The sequence below is a fragment of the Xenorhabdus sp. XBWT genome (genome assembly GCF_059072735.1).
Genome location: NZ_CM180990.1, coordinates 4,192,193 through 4,212,003 on the forward strand (window position 1 = coordinate 4,192,193; position 19,811 = coordinate 4,212,003).

The following is a 19,811-nucleotide window of genomic DNA, read 5'->3' on the forward strand; positions in this document are numbered from 1 at the left end:
TTCGCCAGATGATTGGCTCAATCGGCATCTACCCTGTTTCTGTTTAGATATTTCATATTTTGCTATCGGGCATAAGAACAGGTTCTTTTGCTCATCTCTATACCCCGTTTTCGAGCTGCGGTTTTATTGGCTGCATCTTGAAATCTATTAGGTATAGCACTCTATTCATATCAAAAAATAAACAATTTGGGCGGATTTTATGACATTTGATCAAATTTTATTTTTTAGAAGATAATCCGGTTGATTGCCTTGCTTGTACTCAATAAAAGGAATAGTAAGGCGTTTTTTTAATGAATGGATGTGATACAGGCAGGGATAGTACGTCATACCCCTGCCTCAAAATGGGCCTATAGAAACAGTGACTCTACAAAAGCTGTGACAGGCGATTTAAATCTGATTGGATAGCTCCCGCAGTAACATCTCGCCCCGCACCAGGGCCACGGATCACCAGCGGGTTATCACGATACCACCGGCTTTCTATCGCAAAAACATTATCTCCCGGCAGTAATGAAGCTAGTGGGTGATCATTACGTACCGCTTCCACACCCACTTTCGCCTTACCGCTGATATCAAAACGTGCGACATAACGCAGTACCATCCCCATCTCCCGTGCCGCTTCCAATCGTTGAAGCATCTGTGCATTGACGGCTGCACTGCTTTCAAAGAATTCTTCAACAGAGCCAATTCGCGCTTCTTCCGGCACCAGTGATTCAACACGGACTTGATCAGGTTCTATCTCATAACCCGCTTCGCGCGCCAGAATAATCAGCTTACGCCTCACATCCTGACCAGAAAGATCAATTCTCGGGTCTGGTTCCGTCAATCCCTGCTGCCACGCTTGTTCTACCAAATCACTGAAAGGCACAGAACCATCAAACTGCAAGAACAACCATGATAACGTTCCGGAAAAAATACCGCTGATAGATAAAATCGTATCACCACTTTCCCGTAAATCTCTGACGGAATAGTTAATCGGCAATCCCGCACCAACTGTGGCATTGTATAACCAATGGCGACCTGTTTTTGCAAAGGCATCGCGGATCGAGCGATACGTATTGCTGTCAGAAGAACCGGCAACTTTATTGGCGCTGATAACGTGAAAACCATAACTGGCAAAATCGATATATTCTTTGGCCAATTCTTCACTTGCTGTGACATCCAGTACGACAAGATCGTCATAAGGATGCGCTCTCATCCATAAAAAAAGTGCATCGTCTTCATGTTCAATTGCCTCATCATCAAAGAATGCTAATGCCCTGCCAGCATCAATCCCCTGATAATTCAGTAAACTTCGGCGGCTATCCACAACGCCTGCCAGAATAAACTCAAAATCACTGCGGGCAGAAAGATTTTTCTGTTCGCGGGCAAACAGTTCTAACCAACGTGAACCAATGTTTCCTTTACCAAAGAGTACCAAACCAATACGCTTTTCTGCTCGAAACAGGCTCTGGTGCAATCCCTGAATCACGTGAGAAGTCTGGCTCAGGCGCAAAACAGCAACAAGGCTGATACCCTCTTCGGCATGCCAAATAAATTCAACAGGTTGATCTTTTAGTTGTTGATAAAAGCGGTGGCTATGCAACGGATTCTTGCATACCCCCGCTCCCACCAGTGCGACCAGAGACAATCCTTCACGCAAGGAAAGTCTTCCGGGTAAAGCTGCATCCTGTAAAACATCGAGGGCACTGTTTACCACCTCAGAGGTATAGCAAAGTTGGATCAAGTTACAATCTGCATGCAGCCCAGTTGCCAACGGCCGAATCTGAGCACGTTTCAGCAGTGAATCAATATCCTTGTAAATTTGTCTGAAATCATGGGCCGAGGAAACATGCAATTCAATCAGGCAAACATCATCATGGCTAGTAACGATTTTCGCTCCGGTCCCTGTCGCCAGTACTCGTTCAATGCGGGTAGACCCCTGTTCCGGCTGATAACTGCAACGCAGTTGCAGATCAATATCACTGACAGAAACAGGCTGTAATGTTCGGGTATGAAGTACAGGTGCAGCCAGACGCGCCAATTCGCTGGCTTCATCCAAACGCAGCAATGGCAACAGACATGCATCTTTGACTTTGCGGGGATCCGCGCTGTAAACTCCCGCCACATCACTCCAAATTGTGACTTTTTTAGCTCCAGCCAAAGCACCGACCTGTGTAGCAGAATAATCACTGCCATTACGCCCCAGCAATATTGTTTCACCACTTTGATTGCTGGAAATAAACCCAGTGACAACCAAACGCTTATTAGGATTTTGGATCAATAGCTGGCTAAGAAGAGGCTGAGACAAACTGACATCGACTTGCGGCTGGGCAACGCGTTCTGCCCGCAGAAACTGGCGAGCATCCAGCCAGGCACTGGGAATGCCTTTATGATCAAGTACCGCCGCCATCAAACGTGCAGACCAGATTTCACCATGGCCGACAACTTCTGCGTATGTGATATCTGTAACGGGTTTATCCAGCAGTGCGCTCAACCTTTCCAGATCAGCGATAAACTTTATGACCAGTTCTTCTGCAACGGCTTCTGGCAACAAACCACGGATCAACTCTTGCTGGTAGCGCCGCAACGATTGTTGTATTTGATGTGCTGATATCCGATCACTCTGGCTCAATTTCAACCAATCTATAAGCTGATTGGTTGTACTGCCTGCCGCCGATACCACCATCAAATCACCCGGCTGGCTATAATTCGCCATAATATCCGCAACCCGCTGATAACATTTCACATCAGCTAAACTGCTGCCGCCAAATTTATGTAACTGGCGGCCAGATTCCGCCCCCGCTGTTGCCAGTGCACTCATGATTAATGATTACCTCGTTGCCGCTGCCTGAAACGCATTATCCAGATCAGTAATTAAATCCTGACTATCTTCAATTCCTACAGAGACACGAAGAAGCAAATCCGTAATCCCTGCCTGAGTCCTTGCTTCTGCCGACATCCCCGCGTGTGTCATTGTTGCAGTGTGAGAAATCAACGATTCCACGCCTCCGAGAGATTCAGCCAGAGTAAATAATTTTAACGCAGATAAAAAACGACGCATGGTCTGTTCATCACCATCCAGTTCGAAACTCAGCATCGCCCCAAAACCTTTTTGCTGTTTGACGGCTATTGCATGCCCCGGATGGTTTTTCAACGCCGGATAGTAGAGCTTTTTCACTTGCGTCTGCTGTTGCAAATAATCCGCGATGACAGCCGCATTATTTTGTTGCAGTAACACACGGGCAGACAAAGTACGAATGCCACGCAATAACAGATAACTGTCAAACGCGCCCGCTGTCACACCAATATTGTTGGCCCACCATGCCAAATCTTCCGCAATTGCCAGTTCTTTGGCGATAACTGCTCCGGCAATCAGATCAGAGTGCCCATTCAAATATTTCGTGCAAGAATGAACCACGATGTCAGCCCCTAAATCCAGTGGCTTTTGCAACACTGGACTTAAGAAGGTGTTATCCACAATAGTCAACGCCCCAATCTCATGCGCTAATTTACAAATGTGTTGAATATCAACAATCCGCAGCAATGGATTACTGGGGGTTTCAATCAGTACCAGTTTTGGCTTTTGTGCCAACGCCAGTTTAAGGGCATTCTCATCCGCCTGATCAACAAAAATGACATTGTATGCCCCACGCTTACTCAAGCTATCAAATAAACGGTAACTGCCACCATAACAGTCATGGGGCGCTACTAATAAATCGCCCGGTTTCAGGAATACAGTGCACAACAGGTGGATGGCAGACATACCGCTGCTCGTCATAACCGCTCCGGCACCACCTTCCAGTTCTGTCAGAACCTGTTGGACAACATCACGCCCCGGATTGCCACGCCGGGAATAATCGTGCGTTCTGGGTTCATTGAAACCAGTAAAATTATAGGTACTGGAAAGATAAATAGGCGGAACCACACAACCATATTGTTCATCAGTATTTAAACCGCTGTGAACCGCAACGGTCGCTTGCTTACATCCCATGAACTTTACCCATCGTCATTATTATTGGTGTCACGCAAGGATAACGACTGGAAAGATAGACGTCAATACATCTAGACATCCAAAATCATTTGCGGTTTAATACGGCAATTCAATGATTACTTTCATGCCTTATATTTCTTCTGGTTATATTTTATGAGTTCGTGCGGCTGGAGCGATATAGTCAATAGTCTAATTATGCTAGACTACCGTATTACCAACATGAAAACAGATCAGAAGAATATATTAACTTCTGATTTTAATTACTTGATTCAAGAACTATTTAAGGTATCTCATGGCTGAGTGGAATGGTGAGTATGTCAGCCCTTATGCTGAACATGGCAAAAAAAGTGAACAGGTCAAAAAAATTACGGTTTCAATCCCATTGAAGGTATTGAAGATCCTGACAGATGAACGTACCCGTCGTCAGGTGAATAATTTGCGTCATGCAACAAATAGCGAATTGCTGTGTGAAGCGTTTCTCCATGCGTTCACTGGACAGCCTCTGCCTGACGATAATGATTTACGCAAAGAACGTCATGATGAAATCCCTGAAGCAGCGAAAGTTATGATGCGTGAACTCGGCATTGATCCTGAAACATGGGAATATTGATAACAAAAACGCCCAATGCAGAACATTGGGCGTTTTTGTTTCAACTATCCTGCCTGTATTGATTACAAGCAGAGAAAAGTCATTACTTCTTAGCACCTGGAACGCTGAAACGTTTGTTAAAGCGATCAACACGACCACCAGTCGCAACATCACGCTGCTTACCGGTGTAGAACGGGTGGCATGCACCACAAACGTCCAGGTTCAGGCTGTGACCTACGGTAGATTTGATTTTCATAATATTACCGCAAGAGCAAGACGCAGTAACTTCTTCGTATTTAGGATGAATACCTTTTTTCATGGGGGAAACCTCTGTGTAAGGCCGTGTCGCTATCCAGCCGTGTTGCCGCCAGACACCACACGTCGTGTTGATAAAAAAATAAGTATCGGTAATTTCTATACCAAAGGCGGCGGATCATACAGAATATCGGTTTATTGCGCAATGAAATCCGCCGCTTTGCTATGATACCCTTACCATTATAATTTTTTCGCCACGTTTTATCTGGTCATTAATCATTCGGAAATCGCCTTATGACAGTTGTTCAGGTTGTGTTGCCTGTCCCCCTAGCCCGCGCTTTTGATTATTTGTTACCCACAGGGGTACCGTTGCCAGCTATCGGTGTCCGTGTCCTCGTGCCTTTTGGCAAGCGTAATGCAATTGGTGTTGTCATTGCTATCGCAGACAGCAGCGAATTTCCTCCTGAACAACTAAAGTCAATTTTTTCTGTCCTCGATACAGAGCCACTTTTTCCTGACGATCTCTGGCAATTGCTCCTATGGGCTGCCAGCTATTATCACTATCCTCTGGGAGAAGTTTTGTTTCATGCCATGCCTGTTTTGCTACGTCAGGGGAAAAATGCAGAATTTGCTCCACTTTGGCAGTGGCAGGTGACCGAAGCAGGCCGGAAGCTACCTATCGAACAACTCAAACGTTCTGCCAAACAGCAGCAAGCTTTGGCCACTTTGCGCCAAAATCCTATTTATCGCCACCAAGTTTCTGAATTGGAATTAAGTGAAAGCGCATTACAATCACTGAAAAAGAAAGCACTGATAGATCTGCATCCAATACAACCAGAAGCAGAAAACTGGCATGCATATTTTGAAATTATCGGAGAGCGGTTAAAGCTCAATACAGAACAGGCTACTGCGGTAGGTGCTATCCGTGCAGAAGATAAAACTTTTTCTCCGTGGCTGCTTGCGGGTATCACTGGATCAGGAAAAACTGAGGTCTATCTCAGTGTGCTGGAAAATATTCTTGAACAGGGCAAACAAGCGCTGATTCTGGTACCCGAAATAGGACTAACCCCACAAACTATCCGTCGGTTCCGAGAGCGTTTCAATGCACCTGTTGATGTTCTGCACTCAGCTTTAAATGACAGTGAACGTCTGGCGGTTTGGCTGCGGGCGAAACGGGGGAAAAACGCTATCGTCATCGGGACGCGCTCTGCTTTGTTCACCCCCTTTTATCACCTGGGGGTTATCATCATTGATGAAGAACATGATAGCTCTTACAAACAACAAGAAGGCTGGCGCTATCACGCTCGTGATCTGGCTGTATTCCTTGCCAAAAAAGAGAATATCCCAATTATTATGGGTACAGCCACACCCGCACTGGAGACGTTATACAATGTTCAACAGAACAAATATCGTCAACTGACACTAACCAAGCGGGCAGGCCATGCCCAACCTGCAACCCAGCATTTGCTTGATTTGAAAGGATTGCCACTCACCGTTGGTTTATCACAACCGCTTATCAACCGCCTCCGCGAACACCTCAAGGCTGATAATCAGGTCATTCTGTTCCTGAACCGTCGTGGTTATTCTCCCGCCTTGCTCTGCCATGAATGCGGCTGGATAGCAGAATGCCGACGCTGTGAACACTATTACACCCTGCACCAAAACCACCGTCACTTGCGTTGCCATCATTGTGACAGCCAACGCGCGATCCCGCGTCAATGCCCGCAATGCGGCTCCACTAACTTAATTCCGGTCGGTCTGGGTACTGAACAACTGGAAGATGGCATAACAAAACTGTTCCCCAATATTCCAGTCACCCGCATCGACCGTGATACCACCAGCCGTAAAGGTGCGCTGGAACAGCAACTTGCTGAAGTACACCAAGGCGGAGCACGAATTTTGATTGGCACCCAAATGCTGGCAAAAGGTCATCATTTCCCTGACGTTACACTCGTTGCTTTGCTTGATGTTGATGGCGCCCTGTTTTCTGCCGATTTTCGGGCAGCAGAACGGTTCGCCCAACTCTATACCCAAGTCTCCGGTCGGGCAGGACGGGCCGGAAAACGGGGAGAAGTTGTCCTTCAAACCCACCATCCTGAGCATCCGCTTTTACAAGTACTGCTGGAAAAAGGCTATGATGCCTTTGCCCAACAAGCGATGGAAGAACGGCAACAAGTCCATCTGCCACCTTTTTCCAGCCACATATTGCTTCGTTCAGAAGATCATGACAATCAGCAAGCGTCCGCATTTTTACAGCACATGCGCCAACTGTTTGAACATCACCCACAGCGTGATGACTATTTGTGGGTCATGGGACCAGTACCGGCATTACAAGCCAAGCGAAGCGGTCGTTACCGCTGGCAATTGATGATTCAACACCCTTCGCGCATTTTCCTCCAGAAAATGATGTCGGCTATCTATCCGCAAATCACCACTCTGCCACAAGCTCGCAAAGTGAAATGGAACATTGATGTTGATCCCATTGAAGGTTGATAACAGAAAACCGTGACTCAATAACAGAAATAGAAAATTGCGCATCGTCGCAAAGCGACAAAATTGGACAGAACATTTTTGGAAAAATAGAGACAATTATTTCCTTGATTTGCGAAGTATCTCTAAGAAATGATTCATATCACACTTTTTATGTAAACAAAGTAACGGATTGGTCTATTAATCAGTTTAAAATGAAATTATTAATATGACTGTAGAAAACAATCCGCCAGTACTTCCTGCCCAGCACTCAAAAATGTCTGCTCAGGGATGTCTGGCGTTTTTTTAGCAGCCGGAAAGCAATCGTTTCGCTGCCTGTAGAAAGTGAGGAGTGGACTATGGAAAAAAAGAATTGCGCGTTGGCAACCATGAAAGATGTTGCCAAAGTAGCTGGTGTTTCTACCGCAACTGTATCAAGAACTCTTATGAATCCTGACAAGGTTTCTGCCCGTACCCGCCAAAAAGTCGAGAATGCCGTATTAGAAGTCGGTTACTATCCCCACAATCTTGCCAAGAACTTACGGCGCAATGAATCCAGAGCGATTTTGGTTATCGTACCGAATATCAGTGATCCTTTTTTTAACGAAGTTATTCGCGGCATTGAAGAAACCGCAGCAGAGCATGGTTATTTGGTACTGATTGGCGATTGCAAACATCAGCAACAGCAAGAGCACGCCTTTATCAACCTTCTGATTACAAAACGCATTGATGGTATGGTGCTGCTGGGTTCAAATATTCCTTTCGATGTTTCCAAAGAAGAACAAAAAAACCTGCCGCCCATGGTCATGGCCAATGAATTCTCACCAGATCTGGAACTGCCGACGGTCCATATTGACAACCTGACAGCCGCTTTCAATGCCACCCATCATTTGCAAAAACTGGGACACAAGCGCATTGCCTGTATTACAGGGCCTGACACCATGCCATTGTGCCACTATCGACTGCAAGGCTACATTCAGGCATTGCGGCGCACAGGTGAAGACATTCGCGAAGAATATATCGTCTGTGGGGATTTTACCCACGAAAGCGGCGCTACCTTAGCGGAAAATCTGCTGACTTTGCCAACGCCACCAAGCGCTATTTTCTGTCATAGTGATGTCATGGCAATGGGTGCAATGTGGCAAGCTAAAAAAATGGGATTAAAATTACCGGAGGATCTTTCTGTTGTTGGTTTTGATAATTTAAAACTGGCTCAATATTGCGAACCGGCTTTAACCACAGTAGCGCAGCCTCGTTATGAAATTGGGCACCACTCCATGCTTTTATTGCTGGAACAACTTCAGGGGCGTCTGGTTTCCAAAGGTTCAAGATTATTGGATGCCGAATTGACCATTCGTGAGAGTACTTGTTCGCCTAAAAGCTAGGCAAATAATCACAGGTTAAGTAACATTAGTTATCCATTCCTTAATTTTAAATAACTCAGTGAATTAAACAGTGGCACAACGAGATTATGTAAGTCGCGGGCGTACCAATCCCCGTCAGAAAAGTACTGGTAAGAAAAAAAATCAGTCTCAAGGATTACCCAAAACTACATTAGCCGTTGCTGTGGCCTTGGTGGTCGTCTTTATTGGTGGTCTTTATTTCATCGTACAGAACAAGAAAGAAAGTGTGCAAAATGAGCCACAACCTTCTCACCAAACCAAAGGTCATGGCCTGCCACCAAAACCAGAAGAGCGCTGGAGTTATATCAAAGAATTAGAAAATAGGCCTGTTAATGAGACTTCAATACAAGATCCTGCTGTGCTCTTGAACCGACCGTTAAATCAAGCAACCCAACTTACGGCAGAACAGAAGCAGTTACTTGAGCAAATACAGACAGACATGCGCCAGCCGCCTATTTCATTGAAAGAAGTGCCTTATAACAGTGAACCCATCCCACGCTCACATGTAATAATTAATCCTCCTGCACAAGAAAATACCCAAAAGCAGCCAGAACAATCTGTGCAATCTTCACCAGAGCAAAAACCGGCATCAAATGGGTCCAAGTTGATGCTACAATGCGGCTCTTTCCGAGCGATGGGACAGGCTGAATCCGTCCGCGCCAGCCTTGCATTTGCAGGCATTGAAAGCCAGATTACCACCAAAGACAATTGGCACCGCGTTGTACTGGGTCCTTACAAAAACAAGGATGACGCTGAAAAAATGCGCAATCGTGTTGCAGATGCAGGTGTATCCGGCTGTATTCTCCGCCCTGCTGGGGGTTGAAAAATCAGAAAATTCCCCCATCTTACATAGCTAATAACCTACATACGGTGCTTTTCTCAGCAAGATTACAGGCAATTGCGGGAACACAGACCAATGTTCCGTGTGTACCATATTTTATTTTGTAACCAGAGGCTAACTCGTGACTACAATCGTAAGTGTTCGCCGTAATGGCAAAGTCGTCATCGGTGGTGATGGACAAGCAACAATGGGTCATACCGTTATGAAAGGCAATGTCCGCAAAGTGCGTCGCCTTTACAATGACAAAGTCATCGCGGGTTTTGCCGGCGGTACTGCTGATGCTTTCACTCTATTCGAATTATTTGAACGAAAACTGGAAATGCATCAAGGACACCTGACCAAAGCGGCCGTTGAACTTGCCAAAGACTGGCGAACCGATCGCATGCTACGCAAGCTGGAAGCCCTGCTTGCAGTCGCAGATGAAAATGCTTCTTTGATTATTACAGGTAACGGTGACGTGATTCAGCCAGAGAATGATCTGATCGCCATTGGTTCCGGTGGTTCATATGCACAGGCTGCGGCTAGGGCAATGCTGGAAACAACCGACCTCGGTGCCAGGGAAATCACAGAACGCGCCCTGACCATTGCTGGCGATATCTGCATTTACACTAACCATAATCATCACTTCGAAGAACTACCTTCAAAAGCGTAAGGATAGATAGTATGTCTGAAATGACTCCACGCGAAATTGTCAGTGAACTTAACAATCACATCATTGGTCAAGATAAAGCGAAACGCGCTGTTGCTATTGCCCTGCGCAACCGCTGGCGCCGTATGCAGTTAGATGAAAACCTGCGTCATGAAGTCACTCCAAAAAATATTTTGATGATTGGACCAACTGGTGTCGGTAAAACCGAAATCGCCCGTCGTCTGGCAAAGCTGGCTAATGCCCCTTTCATCAAGGTCGAAGCAACTAAATTTACTGAAGTCGGTTATGTCGGTAAAGAAGTCGATTCCATTATCCGTGATCTGACTGATGCCGCAGTGAAAATGGTACGCCTGCAATCTATTGAGAAAAACCGCTATCGTGCCGAAGAACTCGCGGAAGAACGCATTCTGGATGTTCTGCTGCCACCAGCAAAAAATAACTGGGGACAAACTGAATCTCAATCTGAGCCGTCTTCAACTCGTCAGACATTTCGCAAAAAACTGCGGGAAGGCAAGTTAGACGACAAAGAAATCGAAATCGAAGTTTCAGCCGCTCCGGTTGGCGTTGAAATCATGGCCCCCCCGGGCATGGAAGAGATGACTAACCAGTTGCAGTCCATGTTCCAGAATATGGCAGGCCAGCGTCAAAAAAGCCGCAAGATGAAAATCAAAGACGCATTCAAGCTGCTGGTTGAAGAAGAAGCTGCAAAACTGGTTAATCCTGAAGAATTGAAACAACAGGCCATTGATTCAGTTGAACAGCACGGTATCGTCTTTATTGATGAGATCGATAAAATCTGTAAACGTGGTCAAACTTCCGGCCCAGATGTTTCCCGTGAAGGCGTCCAGCGTGATCTCCTGCCATTGGTAGAAGGCTGCACAGTTTCCACTAAACATGGTATGGTCAAAACCGATCATATTCTGTTTATCGCATCCGGTGCGTTCCAGGTTTCCAGCCCTTCTGATCTGATCCCAGAACTTCAGGGGCGTTTACCAATCCGCGTCGAGCTGCAAGCACTCACAACTGAAGATTTCGAACGTATTCTAACTGAGCCTAACGCGTCCCTGACTGAACAGTACAAAGCGCTGATGGCAACCGAAGGCATGAATATCGACTTCACTGCTGATGGTATCCGTAAAATTGCAGAAGCAGCATGGCAAGTGAACGAAACCACTGAAAACATTGGTGCCCGTCGCCTGCATACCGTGCTTGAACGCATGATGGAAGATATCTCTTTTGATGCCAGTGAACGCCATGGCCAATCAGTTGAAATCAATGCTGACTACGTTAAAGATCACTTGGATGAGCTGGTTGCCAATGAAGATTTGAGCCGGTTTATTTTGTAATCGGTAATAATCCTAATTCGCCAAACTTATTCACGTAAACGTGACTGAGTGCGAACATAGCGCAAAGAAATAGTAAATGGGAGGCTAAAAGCCTCCCATTACTCTATTTTCGATGGTATAAAATTTGTCATACACCAACCAAATAGTGATAAACAGTGACTATATGAGTTCAACAACGTCTACCAGTCAGATACAGGCATGGTTAGAGAGCTTACGCCCCAAAACGCTCCCACTGGCTGTAGCTGCTGTCATAACAGGCTCAGCCCTTGCTTCATGGACGGGACATTTTAAATGGCCGGTGGCGTTGCTCGCTTTATTAACCGCTGCAATGCTGCAAATTCTTTCCAACCTCGCCAATGATTATGGGGATGTCGCCAAAGGCAGTGATACAGACAAACGTATTGGCCCGATGCGCGGGATGCAAAAAGGCCTTATCACAGCAAAACAGATGAAAAATGCATTGAAGCTCACTGTGCTGCTCTCCTGTCTTTCTGGCATAGCACTAATCATCGTCGCCGGTAATAGCCCAAGCGATATTATTGGTTTCTTGTTACTGGGATTACTGGCGATTGCGGCAGCCATCACTTATACGGTGGGAACCAGACCTTATGGCTATATGGGGCTGGGCGATATTTCTGTCCTGATCTTCTTTGGCTGGCTGAGTGTCATTGGTACTTATTATCTACAGGCGAACTCTTTTTCCCCGAGCACAATCCTGCCTGCAACTGCCTGTGGTTTGCTCTCCGTGGCAGTACTGAATATTAATAACTTACGTGATATCGAAACTGACCGCCAAAACGGAAAAAATACATTGGCTGTGAGATTGGGGGGAAAAAAGGCTCGTTATTACCACGCAACCCTGTTAATAAGCGCTGTTATCTGCCTTATTTCCTTTACTCTGCTGTACTCACATAGTTGGGTCAGCTGGCTGTTTTTACTCACTCTCCCTTTGTTATTTAAACATATATTACAAGTACTACGCGATCCAACACCAGAAGGCATGCGCCCTAAGTTAGTACAAATGGTCAAAGTGGCATTATTGACCAATGTGCTGTTTTCCATTGGATTGGTGCTTAATTAAGCGAGTAAGTATCAATTTTATAACTAAGCTTTAAGATTGATGATTTTGCCAACGTTGACTTTAAAAGGATATACTGTCCGCTCCTTGCATAAACCAGACGTAAATCCCATGAAATATGATACTTCCGAACTTTGTGATATCTATCAAGAAGACATAAACGTGGTAGAACCACTCTTTTCCAACTTTGGTGGGCGTACTTCATTCGGTGGTCAGATAATCACGGTGAAATGCTTTGAAGACAATGGCCTGCTGTATGATTTACTAGAAGAAAATGGGCATGGCCGCATTTTGCTCGTTGATGGTGGTGGATCAGTACGCAAGGCACTAGTTGATGCAGAACTCGCCCAACTAGCCGCCAATAATGAGTGGGAAGGCATTGTCGTCTACGGCGCAGTTCGTCAGGTCGATTATCTTTCTGAGCTTGATATTGGCATTCAAGCAATGGCCGCCATTCCTGCCGGTTCCAATAGCGAAGGGGTAGGAGAAAGTGATGTCAGAGTGAATTTCGGTGGCGTGACTTTCTTCTCTGGCGATTATCTCTATGCAGACAATACAGGTATCGTCTTATCAGATGTTCCGCTAGAGATTGACGAAGACAGCGATGATAATGAAGTGTAGTCACTGAATGAATCAGTAACATTTTCACCTATCACCACGATGATATGCCTACTGTTTTTATTGGGTATAAAATCAGTAGGTATAAAAAAGGGCGTAATAATCGCCCTTTTTTCAGCTAAGCGGTGAATACCTTACTGTACATCTTCCATTTTACCCAGCAGGGTACGTAAGCGCTCTTGCCATGCTGATTGTTCTTGTTTGAGCTGCTCATTTTCACGTACCAGTACCTCACGGCTGTCTGTCGAATTTTGGACATCCTGAGATAACACCGCATTCCTTTCTTTTAATTCTTCAATTTCCATTTGCAGCAAAGTGATGGTATCGATCGCTTGCTGAACTTTGGATTCTAGTTTTTCAAAAACTTCAAATGACATTCTCTGGCCCTCTTGTAAGCAATTCCTTGATTGTATTTAGCCTATTAACGCCTGTCTAGTTTCATCCATTCAAAGTGCGGTATAACGAGAAATATCGCGACTAAACCAAAATGTATATGAGATCACATTTCTAAGTGAAATAAAACTGCAAACAAATGCGAATTCGCTCATTTTGTTGACGCAACACGCAGATTTCAATTTCGCTATTTCTCGTTTACGCGCATTAACGATAAATTCACAGGAATCTTTCTCACAATACAATAAGAAAGGACTAATAATTAATCTTTCTCTGTACTTCTTTTATAGGATATAGAAATGAGCCAGACCACAACACCAACATTATCAGGTCAATGCATTTCAGAGTTTCTGGGTACTGCGTTGCTCGTTTTCTTTGGATTAGGCTGCGTTGCTGCTGCACGGCTTGCAGGGGCACAATTAGGCTTATGGGAAATCAGTATCATATGGGGCTTTGGTGTCGCTTTGGCAGTTTATCTGACTGCCGGTATTTCAGGAGCACATCTTAATCCCGCTGTCACCATCGCTTTATGCCTATTTGCCAACTTTGACAGAAAAAAAGTGCTGCCTTACATCCTTGCCCAAATGCTCGGTGGCTTTGCCTCAGCCGCCATCGTCTACATGATGTATTACAACCTTTTCCTGGATTATGAGCAAGTGCACAGTATCATTCGCGGTTCACGAGAAAGCCTCTTTACAGCAGGCGTTTTCTCTACGTACCCCGCTACCCAGATCTCTGTGTTACATGCATTTATCGTCGAAGTCATCATTGCAGCCATCCTGCTATGTCTGATTCTGGCGTTGACAGATGATGGCAATGGCATTCCTAAAGGACCATTGGCACCTCTGTTGATCGGTATTTTGATTGCGGTTATCGGTGGATCCTTTGGTCCGCTGACCGGATTTGCCCTGAATCCAGCCCGTGACTTTGGCCCTAAATTAGTTGCTTATTTAGCAGGCTGGGGAGACATTGCCCTGACTGGTGGCCGGGATATTCCCTATTGCCTTGTTCCACTGATAGCTCCTATCGTTGGTGCAATCTTAGGTGCTTTTGGTTACCGCAAACTCATTACTCGCCATTTACCGCGCGAGGTTTAAATTTGCCATACTCAATCAATGGCAAAATACCAAAACAATAAAAATGAATGCATAAATAAGACCAGGTTATAGTTATGACAACAGAAAATACCACCGAAAAAAAATATATCGTTGCTCTGGATCAAGGGACAACCAGTTCACGGGCCGTCGTACTTGATCACGATGCCAATATTGTCTGTATCTCACAACGAGAGTTTCCACAAATCTATCCGAAACCCGGTTGGGTGGAACATGATCCAATGGAAATCTGGGCAAGCCAAAGCTCTACATTGGTTGAAGTGCTGGCAAAAGCAGATATCAGTTCTGATCAAATTGCCAGCATTGGTATTACTAACCAACGGGAAACAACCATTATTTGGGAAAAGGAGACCGGTAAACCTGTTTATAACGCAATTGTATGGCAATGTCGTCGAACAGCCGATATCTGTACCAAACTGAAACAAAAAGAGGGTTTGGAAGAATATATTCGCCAAAATACCGGCCTGGTCGTTGACCCCTATTTTTCTGGTACAAAGATCAAATGGATTTTGGACAATGTTGAAGGTGCCCGCCAACGTGCTGAAAACGGTGAGCTATTGTTCGGTACAGTTGATACATGGTTAGTCTGGAAAATGACTCAGGGACGTGTACATGTGACCGATTACACCAACGCCTCCCGTACCATGCTGTTCAATATTCATAATCTGGACTGGGATCAGAAAATCCTTGATGAGCTGGGCATACCTCGCGTTATCCTGCCAAAAGTCGCCGCTTCCTCAGAGATTTATGGCCAAACCAATATTGGCGGTAAAGGTGGTACGCGCATTCCTATCGCGGGTATTGCAGGTGACCAGCAAGCCGCCCTGTACGGACAGCTGTGTGTTCATCCGGGCATGGCAAAAAATACCTACGGTACAGGATGCTTCCTGCTGATGAATACCGGTAAAGATGCCGTTCGTTCCAGCCACGGATTACTAACCACGATTGCCTGTGGCCCACGTGGTGAAGTCAACTATGCACTGGAAGGTGCAGTATTCGTTGGTGGTGCTTCCATTCAGTGGCTACGTGATGAATTAAAAATCATCTCTGATGCCACAGATTCCGAATACTTCGCAAGCAAAGTAAAAGACAGCAATGGTGTTTATGTCGTACCTGCATTTACTGGTCTTGGTGCCCCATATTGGGATCCTTACGCCCGTGGTGCTATTTTCGGCCTGACTCGTGGTGCCAATAGTAATCATATTATTCGTGCCACACTCGAATCCATCGCGTACCAAACCCGAGATGTGCTGGATGCAATGCAAGCGGATGCAGGTACACGCCTACAAGCTCTGCGTGTAGATGGTGGTGCAGTTTCCAATAATTTCCTGATGCAGTTCCAGTCCGATATTTTGGGCACCCGCGTGGAGCGTCCTGAAGTACGCGAAAGTACAGCTTTGGGAGCCGCGTTCTTGGCAGGTCTGGCCGTCGGTTTCTGGCAGGATCTGGATGAAGTGAAGAGTAAAGCGACTATAGAAAAAGAATTCCGTCCAGGTATAGAAACAACTGAACGCAATCATAAATACAATGGTTGGAAAAAAGCCGTTGCCCGCGCTCAAGAGTGGGAAGATCGCGCCTAAAAAACTTAATTATCTCAAAATGATAACTTTCGGGTTAACAGAAGCTCTGGCATGGCAATACTACAATGCCAGAGCTTCTTTATATCTGCGATTTTTCCCGGAGATACCCTTTTTACCTGATGTAGCGCTTGATCCTACTTTCACGACAGCGTATGTTCCTGATGCTGCATACAAGAGGTTATCATGACGTACTAATTTCATTAGAAATGATGGAATAAGCAAATCTATATTCTTTCTTCGTGGTATACAATTTTAACTGAATAAAAAATAACAGTTTAATTACCCAGCTATGTCAATAAAAGCGTACATATCAACCCAATAAATTGGCAGAAACCAGTTAATCGAACTGTAACACATAATCGATAATGCTATTTCAGGCAATCACGTAGAATCAATGCAAAAAAATCACCAGTTCACACAGTATCAATCCGCATCATATTTATTCTCATCCATTGTGTAGAGAGGTTAATCGTAATGGCAAATTGGGTTACAGGAAAAGTTACCGACATAACCAATTGGACAGATTCACTCTTCAGTCTCAAGATTCATGCACCGATTGAAAAATTTACCGCCGGACAATTTGCGAAACTTGCATTAGAAATTGAAGGAGAGCGGATTCAGCGTGCATACTCTTACGTCAATTCGCCCAATGATAACAATTTGGAATTTTATTTAGTTACTGTTCCCGAAGGAAAACTCAGCCCCCGATTGGCGACATTAAAAACCGGTGATGAACTGCTGGTCACGGAACAAGCCGCTGGCTTTTTCGTTCTTGATGAAATTCCTGATTGCCAGACACTTTGGATGCTTTCAACCGGCACTGCCATTGGGCCTTATCTTTCCATCCTCCAACAAGAAAATGGTCTGGAGCGATTTGAAAATATCGTATTGGTTCATGCTGCCAGATGGGGAAAAGATCTGAGTTATTTACCGATGATGCAAGAATTAGAAGCAGCATTTCAGGGCAAATTAAGAATACAGACCATCGTCAGTCGAGAAAACCGACCGGATTCACTGATGGGCAGAATTCCAGCATTAATTGAGAATAACGAACTAGAAACGGCAGTTGGATTGCCAATGCAAGCAGAAAACAGCCATGTCATGCTGTGCGGGAATCCCCAAATGGTCAGGGATACCCAACAATTATTGAAGGAACAGCGTAATATGACAAAACATTTGCGCCGTAGACCCGGGCATATCACTAGCGAGCAATACTGGTAATCACCATATTGATAACTAAAGCACCCGAAATTAACTGATCAGTTTTTTTGAGTCGGCTCATTGGCAGAAATATGATCAACTGTTTCTGCCATCTCACCGAAACGATTAGCGCCCTCAGTTCCGCGGAAGACACCACAATCAAGCATTATCATAACGAAAATCAGCGTTGGAACAAAACGACCAATTCCCCATTGCCATATCGGTGCCATTGCGCTCCAATCAAGAGACAACAATATCCAAGCCAGTGCGAACAACAATATCCAGCCGCCGTGTTTATCCCTGTCATGCAAGCGCTTCGAGAAAATCGCCGCAGTCGGATACAACAGCAAGACAACACTAATCGTCGCATAATTCATGGAGAGCACATGCATTCCATGCAGTGTCAGAAGTATAAAAATCAAAGCGAAACAGATACCGATACCAATCCAAAACTCCCGTCGCCCAATTCGACCTTTGAATGAGAATCCCCATTGTTGTAATGTCATGTATTCTTTTCCAATTGTGGATGCTGTTTTTCCAGTATTTAACTCAGTGAGTAGCAAAATGAAAACAGGCATGAATAAACTTCTGGTGGCAATATTAATCGCTTTTGGTATCGGTTTACCATTATCAGCCGTGGCGGGTGAGCTTTCTATCACACCAGAAACAAACTCATCGTTGATGTATCTACTACCCGGCTCTCCGACTTTCGAAGATACCATCCCTGTTTTCCGCGAAAAATATAACAAGAAAAACCCTAAAATCCACCTGTACGAATATAAAGTCGTTGCAAGCAAGGATATTTCCCAGCCTTTTATCCGTGCCGCCAGCAGAATCAATGACAAAATATATTCTTCGGCAATACTGGAACGAGGTAGCGAAAAGATCAAAAGCCTGCAAATTACGCTACTATCATCACCAAATGAACCCAAAAATGAGCAAAACTTTATACTGGCAAAACAGTATATGACCGCTCTTATCAACGAGTTTGAACCGACATTCTCCCCTGACCAGGCTAAAGGCCAATTGGAAAAACTTTTGCAGGCTGCGGAGAAACATCCAGCCTTCAGTCAGAAAATGGGAGCTATACGCTATGTCATCGTAAACAGCAGCGAAAATATAATGACCTTCGCAATTGAACCGATTAAGCTATCGCTATCTGACACTTCTACAAATGAAAATTAGTGACACAGCGCAGAGCTATTCGCGTTGATGATCTTTATACTGTTCATCCATTTCGCAATTTGATTATTTTCTGGTTGGAGGGAAAAATATGCGACATCCATTAGTTATGGGTAACTGGAAATTAAATGGCAGTACCCACATGGTTAACGACCTGATTGCAGGTCTGCGTAAAGAACTGAGCAACGTTGACGGCTGTGGCGTCGCTATTGCACCACCAACAGTTTATGTTTCCCTGGCAAAGAATGCGCTGGCAGGCAGCCGCATCGTCCTCGGTGCACAAGATGTTGACGTTAACCTTTCTGGCGCATTCACTGGCGAAACTTCCGCAGAAATGCTGAAAGACGTTGGCGCGCAATATATCATTATCGGTCACTCTGAGCGCCGTACTTATCACAAAGAAAGTGATGAGTTCATTGCAAAAAAATTCGCGATCCTTAAAGAACAAGGCCTGATCCCAGTTCTGTGCATAGGCGAAACCGAACAGGAAAATGAAGACGGTCTGACCGAAGCCGTTTGTGCGCGTCAAATTGATGCTGTCCTGAATACTCTGGGCGCAGAAGCATTCAAAGATACCGTTATTGCCTACGAACCGGTCTGGGCAATCGGCACTGGCAAATCTGCGACTCCTGCTCAGGCACAGACTGTTCATAAATTCATTCGTGACCACATTGCGAAGCAAGATACAGCTATCGCTGAACAAGTCATCATTCAATACGGTGGCTCTGTCAACGCCAGCAATGCCGCAGAATTGTTCTCTCAGCCGGATATCGACGGCGCGCTGGTCGGTGGCGCATCATTGAAAACGGATGCTTTCGCCGTAATCGTGAAAGCCGCAGCAGAAGCGAAAAAAGCCTAATTGTTTCTCGCCAATACGAGACCTTTGTAAGTACAAAGGCGTTGAAATAATCGAAGGGCATCTACACGCTAATCATGCGCTACTGTGATTCGCTCTGCAATGCTCTGATAGTAAAAAAGCCAGCTATAACAAGTATATACTGGCTTTGTGATTGAATCTGTTCATTGAGTAGATGGCATGAAGACTTGTCATTACTGGGTTCGTGCTATTCACTATTTTCTAGGGGTACAGCCTTGGGTACACGCTAAATCGAGGTGTTCCTTA

At 45.1% G+C, this 19,811-nt stretch carries 18 protein-coding genes; 13 read left to right on the plus strand and 5 right to left on the minus strand.

What is annotated here, in order from left to right; all coding sequences use genetic code 11:
- Positions 1-364 precede the first annotated feature (364 nt).
- Both AC5JQI_RS18475 and metB read right to left on the minus strand, forming a co-directional pair.
- Complete coding sequence (locus AC5JQI_RS18475; protein WP_493913201.1) at positions 365-2,800, minus strand: bifunctional aspartate kinase/homoserine dehydrogenase II; 2,436 nt, start codon at positions 2,798-2,800, stop codon at positions 365-367.
- A 9-nt stretch (positions 2,801-2,809) separates the two neighbouring features.
- Complete coding sequence (gene metB / locus AC5JQI_RS18480) at positions 2,810-3,970, minus strand: cystathionine gamma-synthase (RefSeq protein WP_493913202.1); 1,161 nt, start codon at positions 3,968-3,970, stop codon at positions 2,810-2,812.
- 292 nt (positions 3,971-4,262) lie between these two features.
- On the opposite strand from metB, the gene metJ reads away from it, so the two are divergent.
- Positions 4,263-4,580 carry a met regulon transcriptional regulator MetJ gene (metJ, locus tag AC5JQI_RS18485; RefSeq protein WP_237386932.1) on the plus strand — a complete coding sequence of 106 codons (318 nt, stop codon included), beginning with the start codon at positions 4,263-4,265 and terminating at the stop codon, positions 4,578-4,580.
- Positions 4,581-4,662: 82 nt separating this feature from the next.
- Here the strand turns inward: metJ and rpmE are convergent, their stop codons facing one another.
- The gene (gene rpmE, locus AC5JQI_RS18490; RefSeq protein WP_237386931.1) at positions 4,663-4,878 is read right to left on the minus strand and encodes a 50S ribosomal protein L31; all 216 of its coding nucleotides are present in this window, start codon (positions 4,876-4,878) and stop codon (positions 4,663-4,665) included.
- 230 nt (positions 4,879-5,108) lie between these two features.
- Between rpmE and priA the strand changes: the two genes are divergently transcribed.
- The 7 genes from priA to rraA all read left to right on the plus strand — a co-directional run bounded on the left by priA (position 5,109) and on the right by rraA (position 13,221).
- A complete protein-coding gene (gene priA, locus AC5JQI_RS18495) occupies positions 5,109-7,307 on the plus strand; it encodes a primosomal protein N' (RefSeq protein ID WP_493913203.1) in 2,199 nt (732 codons plus the stop codon).
- 335 nt (positions 7,308-7,642) lie between these two features.
- Positions 7,643-8,668, plus strand: coding sequence for a DNA-binding transcriptional regulator CytR (gene cytR, locus AC5JQI_RS18500; RefSeq protein WP_237386929.1), 1,026 nt, complete (start codon positions 7,643-7,645; stop codon positions 8,666-8,668).
- Positions 8,669-8,738: 70 nt separating this feature from the next.
- Positions 8,739-9,509 (plus strand): cell division protein FtsN, encoded by a 771-nt coding sequence (ftsN, locus tag AC5JQI_RS18505; RefSeq protein WP_493913204.1) that lies wholly within the window; start codon positions 8,739-8,741, stop codon positions 9,507-9,509.
- A gap of 139 nt (positions 9,510-9,648) precedes the next feature.
- Positions 9,649-10,179 carry an ATP-dependent protease subunit HslV gene (gene hslV / locus AC5JQI_RS18510; protein WP_493913205.1) on the plus strand — a complete coding sequence of 177 codons (531 nt, stop codon included), beginning with the start codon at positions 9,649-9,651 and terminating at the stop codon, positions 10,177-10,179.
- Between the two features lie 11 nt (positions 10,180-10,190).
- A complete protein-coding gene (gene hslU, locus AC5JQI_RS18515) occupies positions 10,191-11,522 on the plus strand; it encodes an ATP-dependent protease ATPase subunit HslU (protein ID WP_237386927.1) in 1,332 nt (443 codons plus the stop codon).
- Between the two features lie 163 nt (positions 11,523-11,685).
- A complete protein-coding gene (locus AC5JQI_RS18520; protein WP_493913206.1) occupies positions 11,686-12,603 on the plus strand; it encodes a 1,4-dihydroxy-2-naphthoate polyprenyltransferase in 918 nt (305 codons plus the stop codon).
- Between the two features lie 108 nt (positions 12,604-12,711).
- Entirely contained in the window at positions 12,712-13,221 is a 510-nt protein-coding gene (rraA, locus tag AC5JQI_RS18525; RefSeq protein ID WP_237386925.1) for a ribonuclease E activity regulator RraA, read from the plus strand.
- A 131-nt stretch (positions 13,222-13,352) separates the two neighbouring features.
- On the opposite strand, the gene zapB is transcribed toward rraA, so the two are convergent.
- Entirely contained in the window at positions 13,353-13,595 is a 243-nt protein-coding gene (gene zapB / locus AC5JQI_RS18530; RefSeq protein ID WP_092553176.1) for a cell division protein ZapB, read from the minus strand.
- A 315-nt stretch (positions 13,596-13,910) separates the two neighbouring features.
- Between zapB and AC5JQI_RS18535 the strand changes: the two genes are divergently transcribed.
- From AC5JQI_RS18535 to fpr, 3 genes are all read left to right on the plus strand, one after another.
- Positions 13,911-14,708, plus strand: a complete 798-nt coding sequence (locus AC5JQI_RS18535) for an MIP/aquaporin family protein (protein ID WP_493913207.1) — start codon at positions 13,911-13,913, stop codon at positions 14,706-14,708.
- Between the two features lie 74 nt (positions 14,709-14,782).
- Positions 14,783-16,306: a glycerol kinase GlpK gene (gene glpK, locus AC5JQI_RS18540; RefSeq protein WP_493913208.1), complete on the plus strand. Its 1,524-nt coding sequence runs from the start codon at positions 14,783-14,785 to the stop codon at positions 16,304-16,306.
- Positions 16,307-16,780: 474 nt separating this feature from the next.
- On the plus strand, positions 16,781-17,527 hold the full coding sequence (fpr, locus tag AC5JQI_RS18545; RefSeq protein ID WP_275384470.1) for a ferredoxin--NADP(+) reductase: 747 nt from the start codon (positions 16,781-16,783) through the stop codon (positions 17,525-17,527).
- 38 nt (positions 17,528-17,565) lie between these two features.
- On the opposite strand, the gene AC5JQI_RS18550 is transcribed toward fpr, so the two are convergent.
- The gene (locus AC5JQI_RS18550; RefSeq protein WP_237386921.1) at positions 17,566-18,012 is read right to left on the minus strand and encodes a DUF805 domain-containing protein; all 447 of its coding nucleotides are present in this window, start codon (positions 18,010-18,012) and stop codon (positions 17,566-17,568) included.
- Between the two features lie 70 nt (positions 18,013-18,082).
- Here AC5JQI_RS18550 and AC5JQI_RS18555 point away from each other — a divergent pair, with 70 nt between their 5' ends.
- Positions 18,083-18,691: a DUF1454 family protein gene (locus AC5JQI_RS18555; RefSeq protein WP_493913209.1), complete on the plus strand. Its 609-nt coding sequence runs from the start codon at positions 18,083-18,085 to the stop codon at positions 18,689-18,691.
- 88 nt (positions 18,692-18,779) lie between these two features.
- Complete coding sequence (tpiA, locus tag AC5JQI_RS18560) at positions 18,780-19,547, plus strand: triose-phosphate isomerase (RefSeq protein ID WP_493913210.1); 768 nt, start codon at positions 18,780-18,782, stop codon at positions 19,545-19,547.
- Positions 19,548-19,811 lie beyond the last annotated feature (264 nt).

What these genes read in the sequence shown, in the direction of transcription:
- AC5JQI_RS18535 (WP_493913207.1), top strand. Translation starts at nt 13,911, where the DNA reads ATGAGCCAGACCACAACACCAACATTATCAGGTCAATGCATTTCAGAG.
- tpiA (WP_493913210.1), top strand. Translation starts at nt 18,780, where the DNA reads ATGCGACATCCATTAGTTATGGGTAACTGGAAATTAAATGGCAGTACC.
- AC5JQI_RS18550 (WP_237386921.1), bottom strand. Translation starts at nt 18,012, where the DNA reads ATGACATTACAACAATGGGGATTCTCATTCAAAGGTCGAATTGGGCGA.
- cytR (WP_237386929.1), top strand. Translation starts at nt 7,643, where the DNA reads ATGGAAAAAAAGAATTGCGCGTTGGCAACCATGAAAGATGTTGCCAAA.
- rraA (WP_237386925.1), top strand. Translation starts at nt 12,712, where the DNA reads ATGAAATATGATACTTCCGAACTTTGTGATATCTATCAAGAAGACATA.
- hslU (WP_237386927.1), top strand. Translation starts at nt 10,191, where the DNA reads ATGTCTGAAATGACTCCACGCGAAATTGTCAGTGAACTTAACAATCAC.
- AC5JQI_RS18520 (WP_493913206.1), top strand. Translation starts at nt 11,686, where the DNA reads ATGAGTTCAACAACGTCTACCAGTCAGATACAGGCATGGTTAGAGAGC.
- metB (WP_493913202.1), bottom strand. Translation starts at nt 3,970, where the DNA reads ATGGGATGTAAGCAAGCGACCGTTGCGGTTCACAGCGGTTTAAATACT.
- glpK (WP_493913208.1), top strand. Translation starts at nt 14,783, where the DNA reads ATGACAACAGAAAATACCACCGAAAAAAAATATATCGTTGCTCTGGAT.
- zapB (WP_092553176.1), bottom strand. Translation starts at nt 13,595, where the DNA reads ATGTCATTTGAAGTTTTTGAAAAACTAGAATCCAAAGTTCAGCAAGCG.
- rpmE (WP_237386931.1), bottom strand. Translation starts at nt 4,878, where the DNA reads ATGAAAAAAGGTATTCATCCTAAATACGAAGAAGTTACTGCGTCTTGC.
- AC5JQI_RS18555 (WP_493913209.1), top strand. Translation starts at nt 18,083, where the DNA reads ATGAATAAACTTCTGGTGGCAATATTAATCGCTTTTGGTATCGGTTTA.
- fpr (WP_275384470.1), top strand. Translation starts at nt 16,781, where the DNA reads ATGGCAAATTGGGTTACAGGAAAAGTTACCGACATAACCAATTGGACA.
- metJ (WP_237386932.1), top strand. Translation starts at nt 4,263, where the DNA reads ATGGCTGAGTGGAATGGTGAGTATGTCAGCCCTTATGCTGAACATGGC.
- AC5JQI_RS18475 (WP_493913201.1), bottom strand. Translation starts at nt 2,800, where the DNA reads ATGAGTGCACTGGCAACAGCGGGGGCGGAATCTGGCCGCCAGTTACAT.
- priA (WP_493913203.1), top strand. Translation starts at nt 5,109, where the DNA reads ATGACAGTTGTTCAGGTTGTGTTGCCTGTCCCCCTAGCCCGCGCTTTT.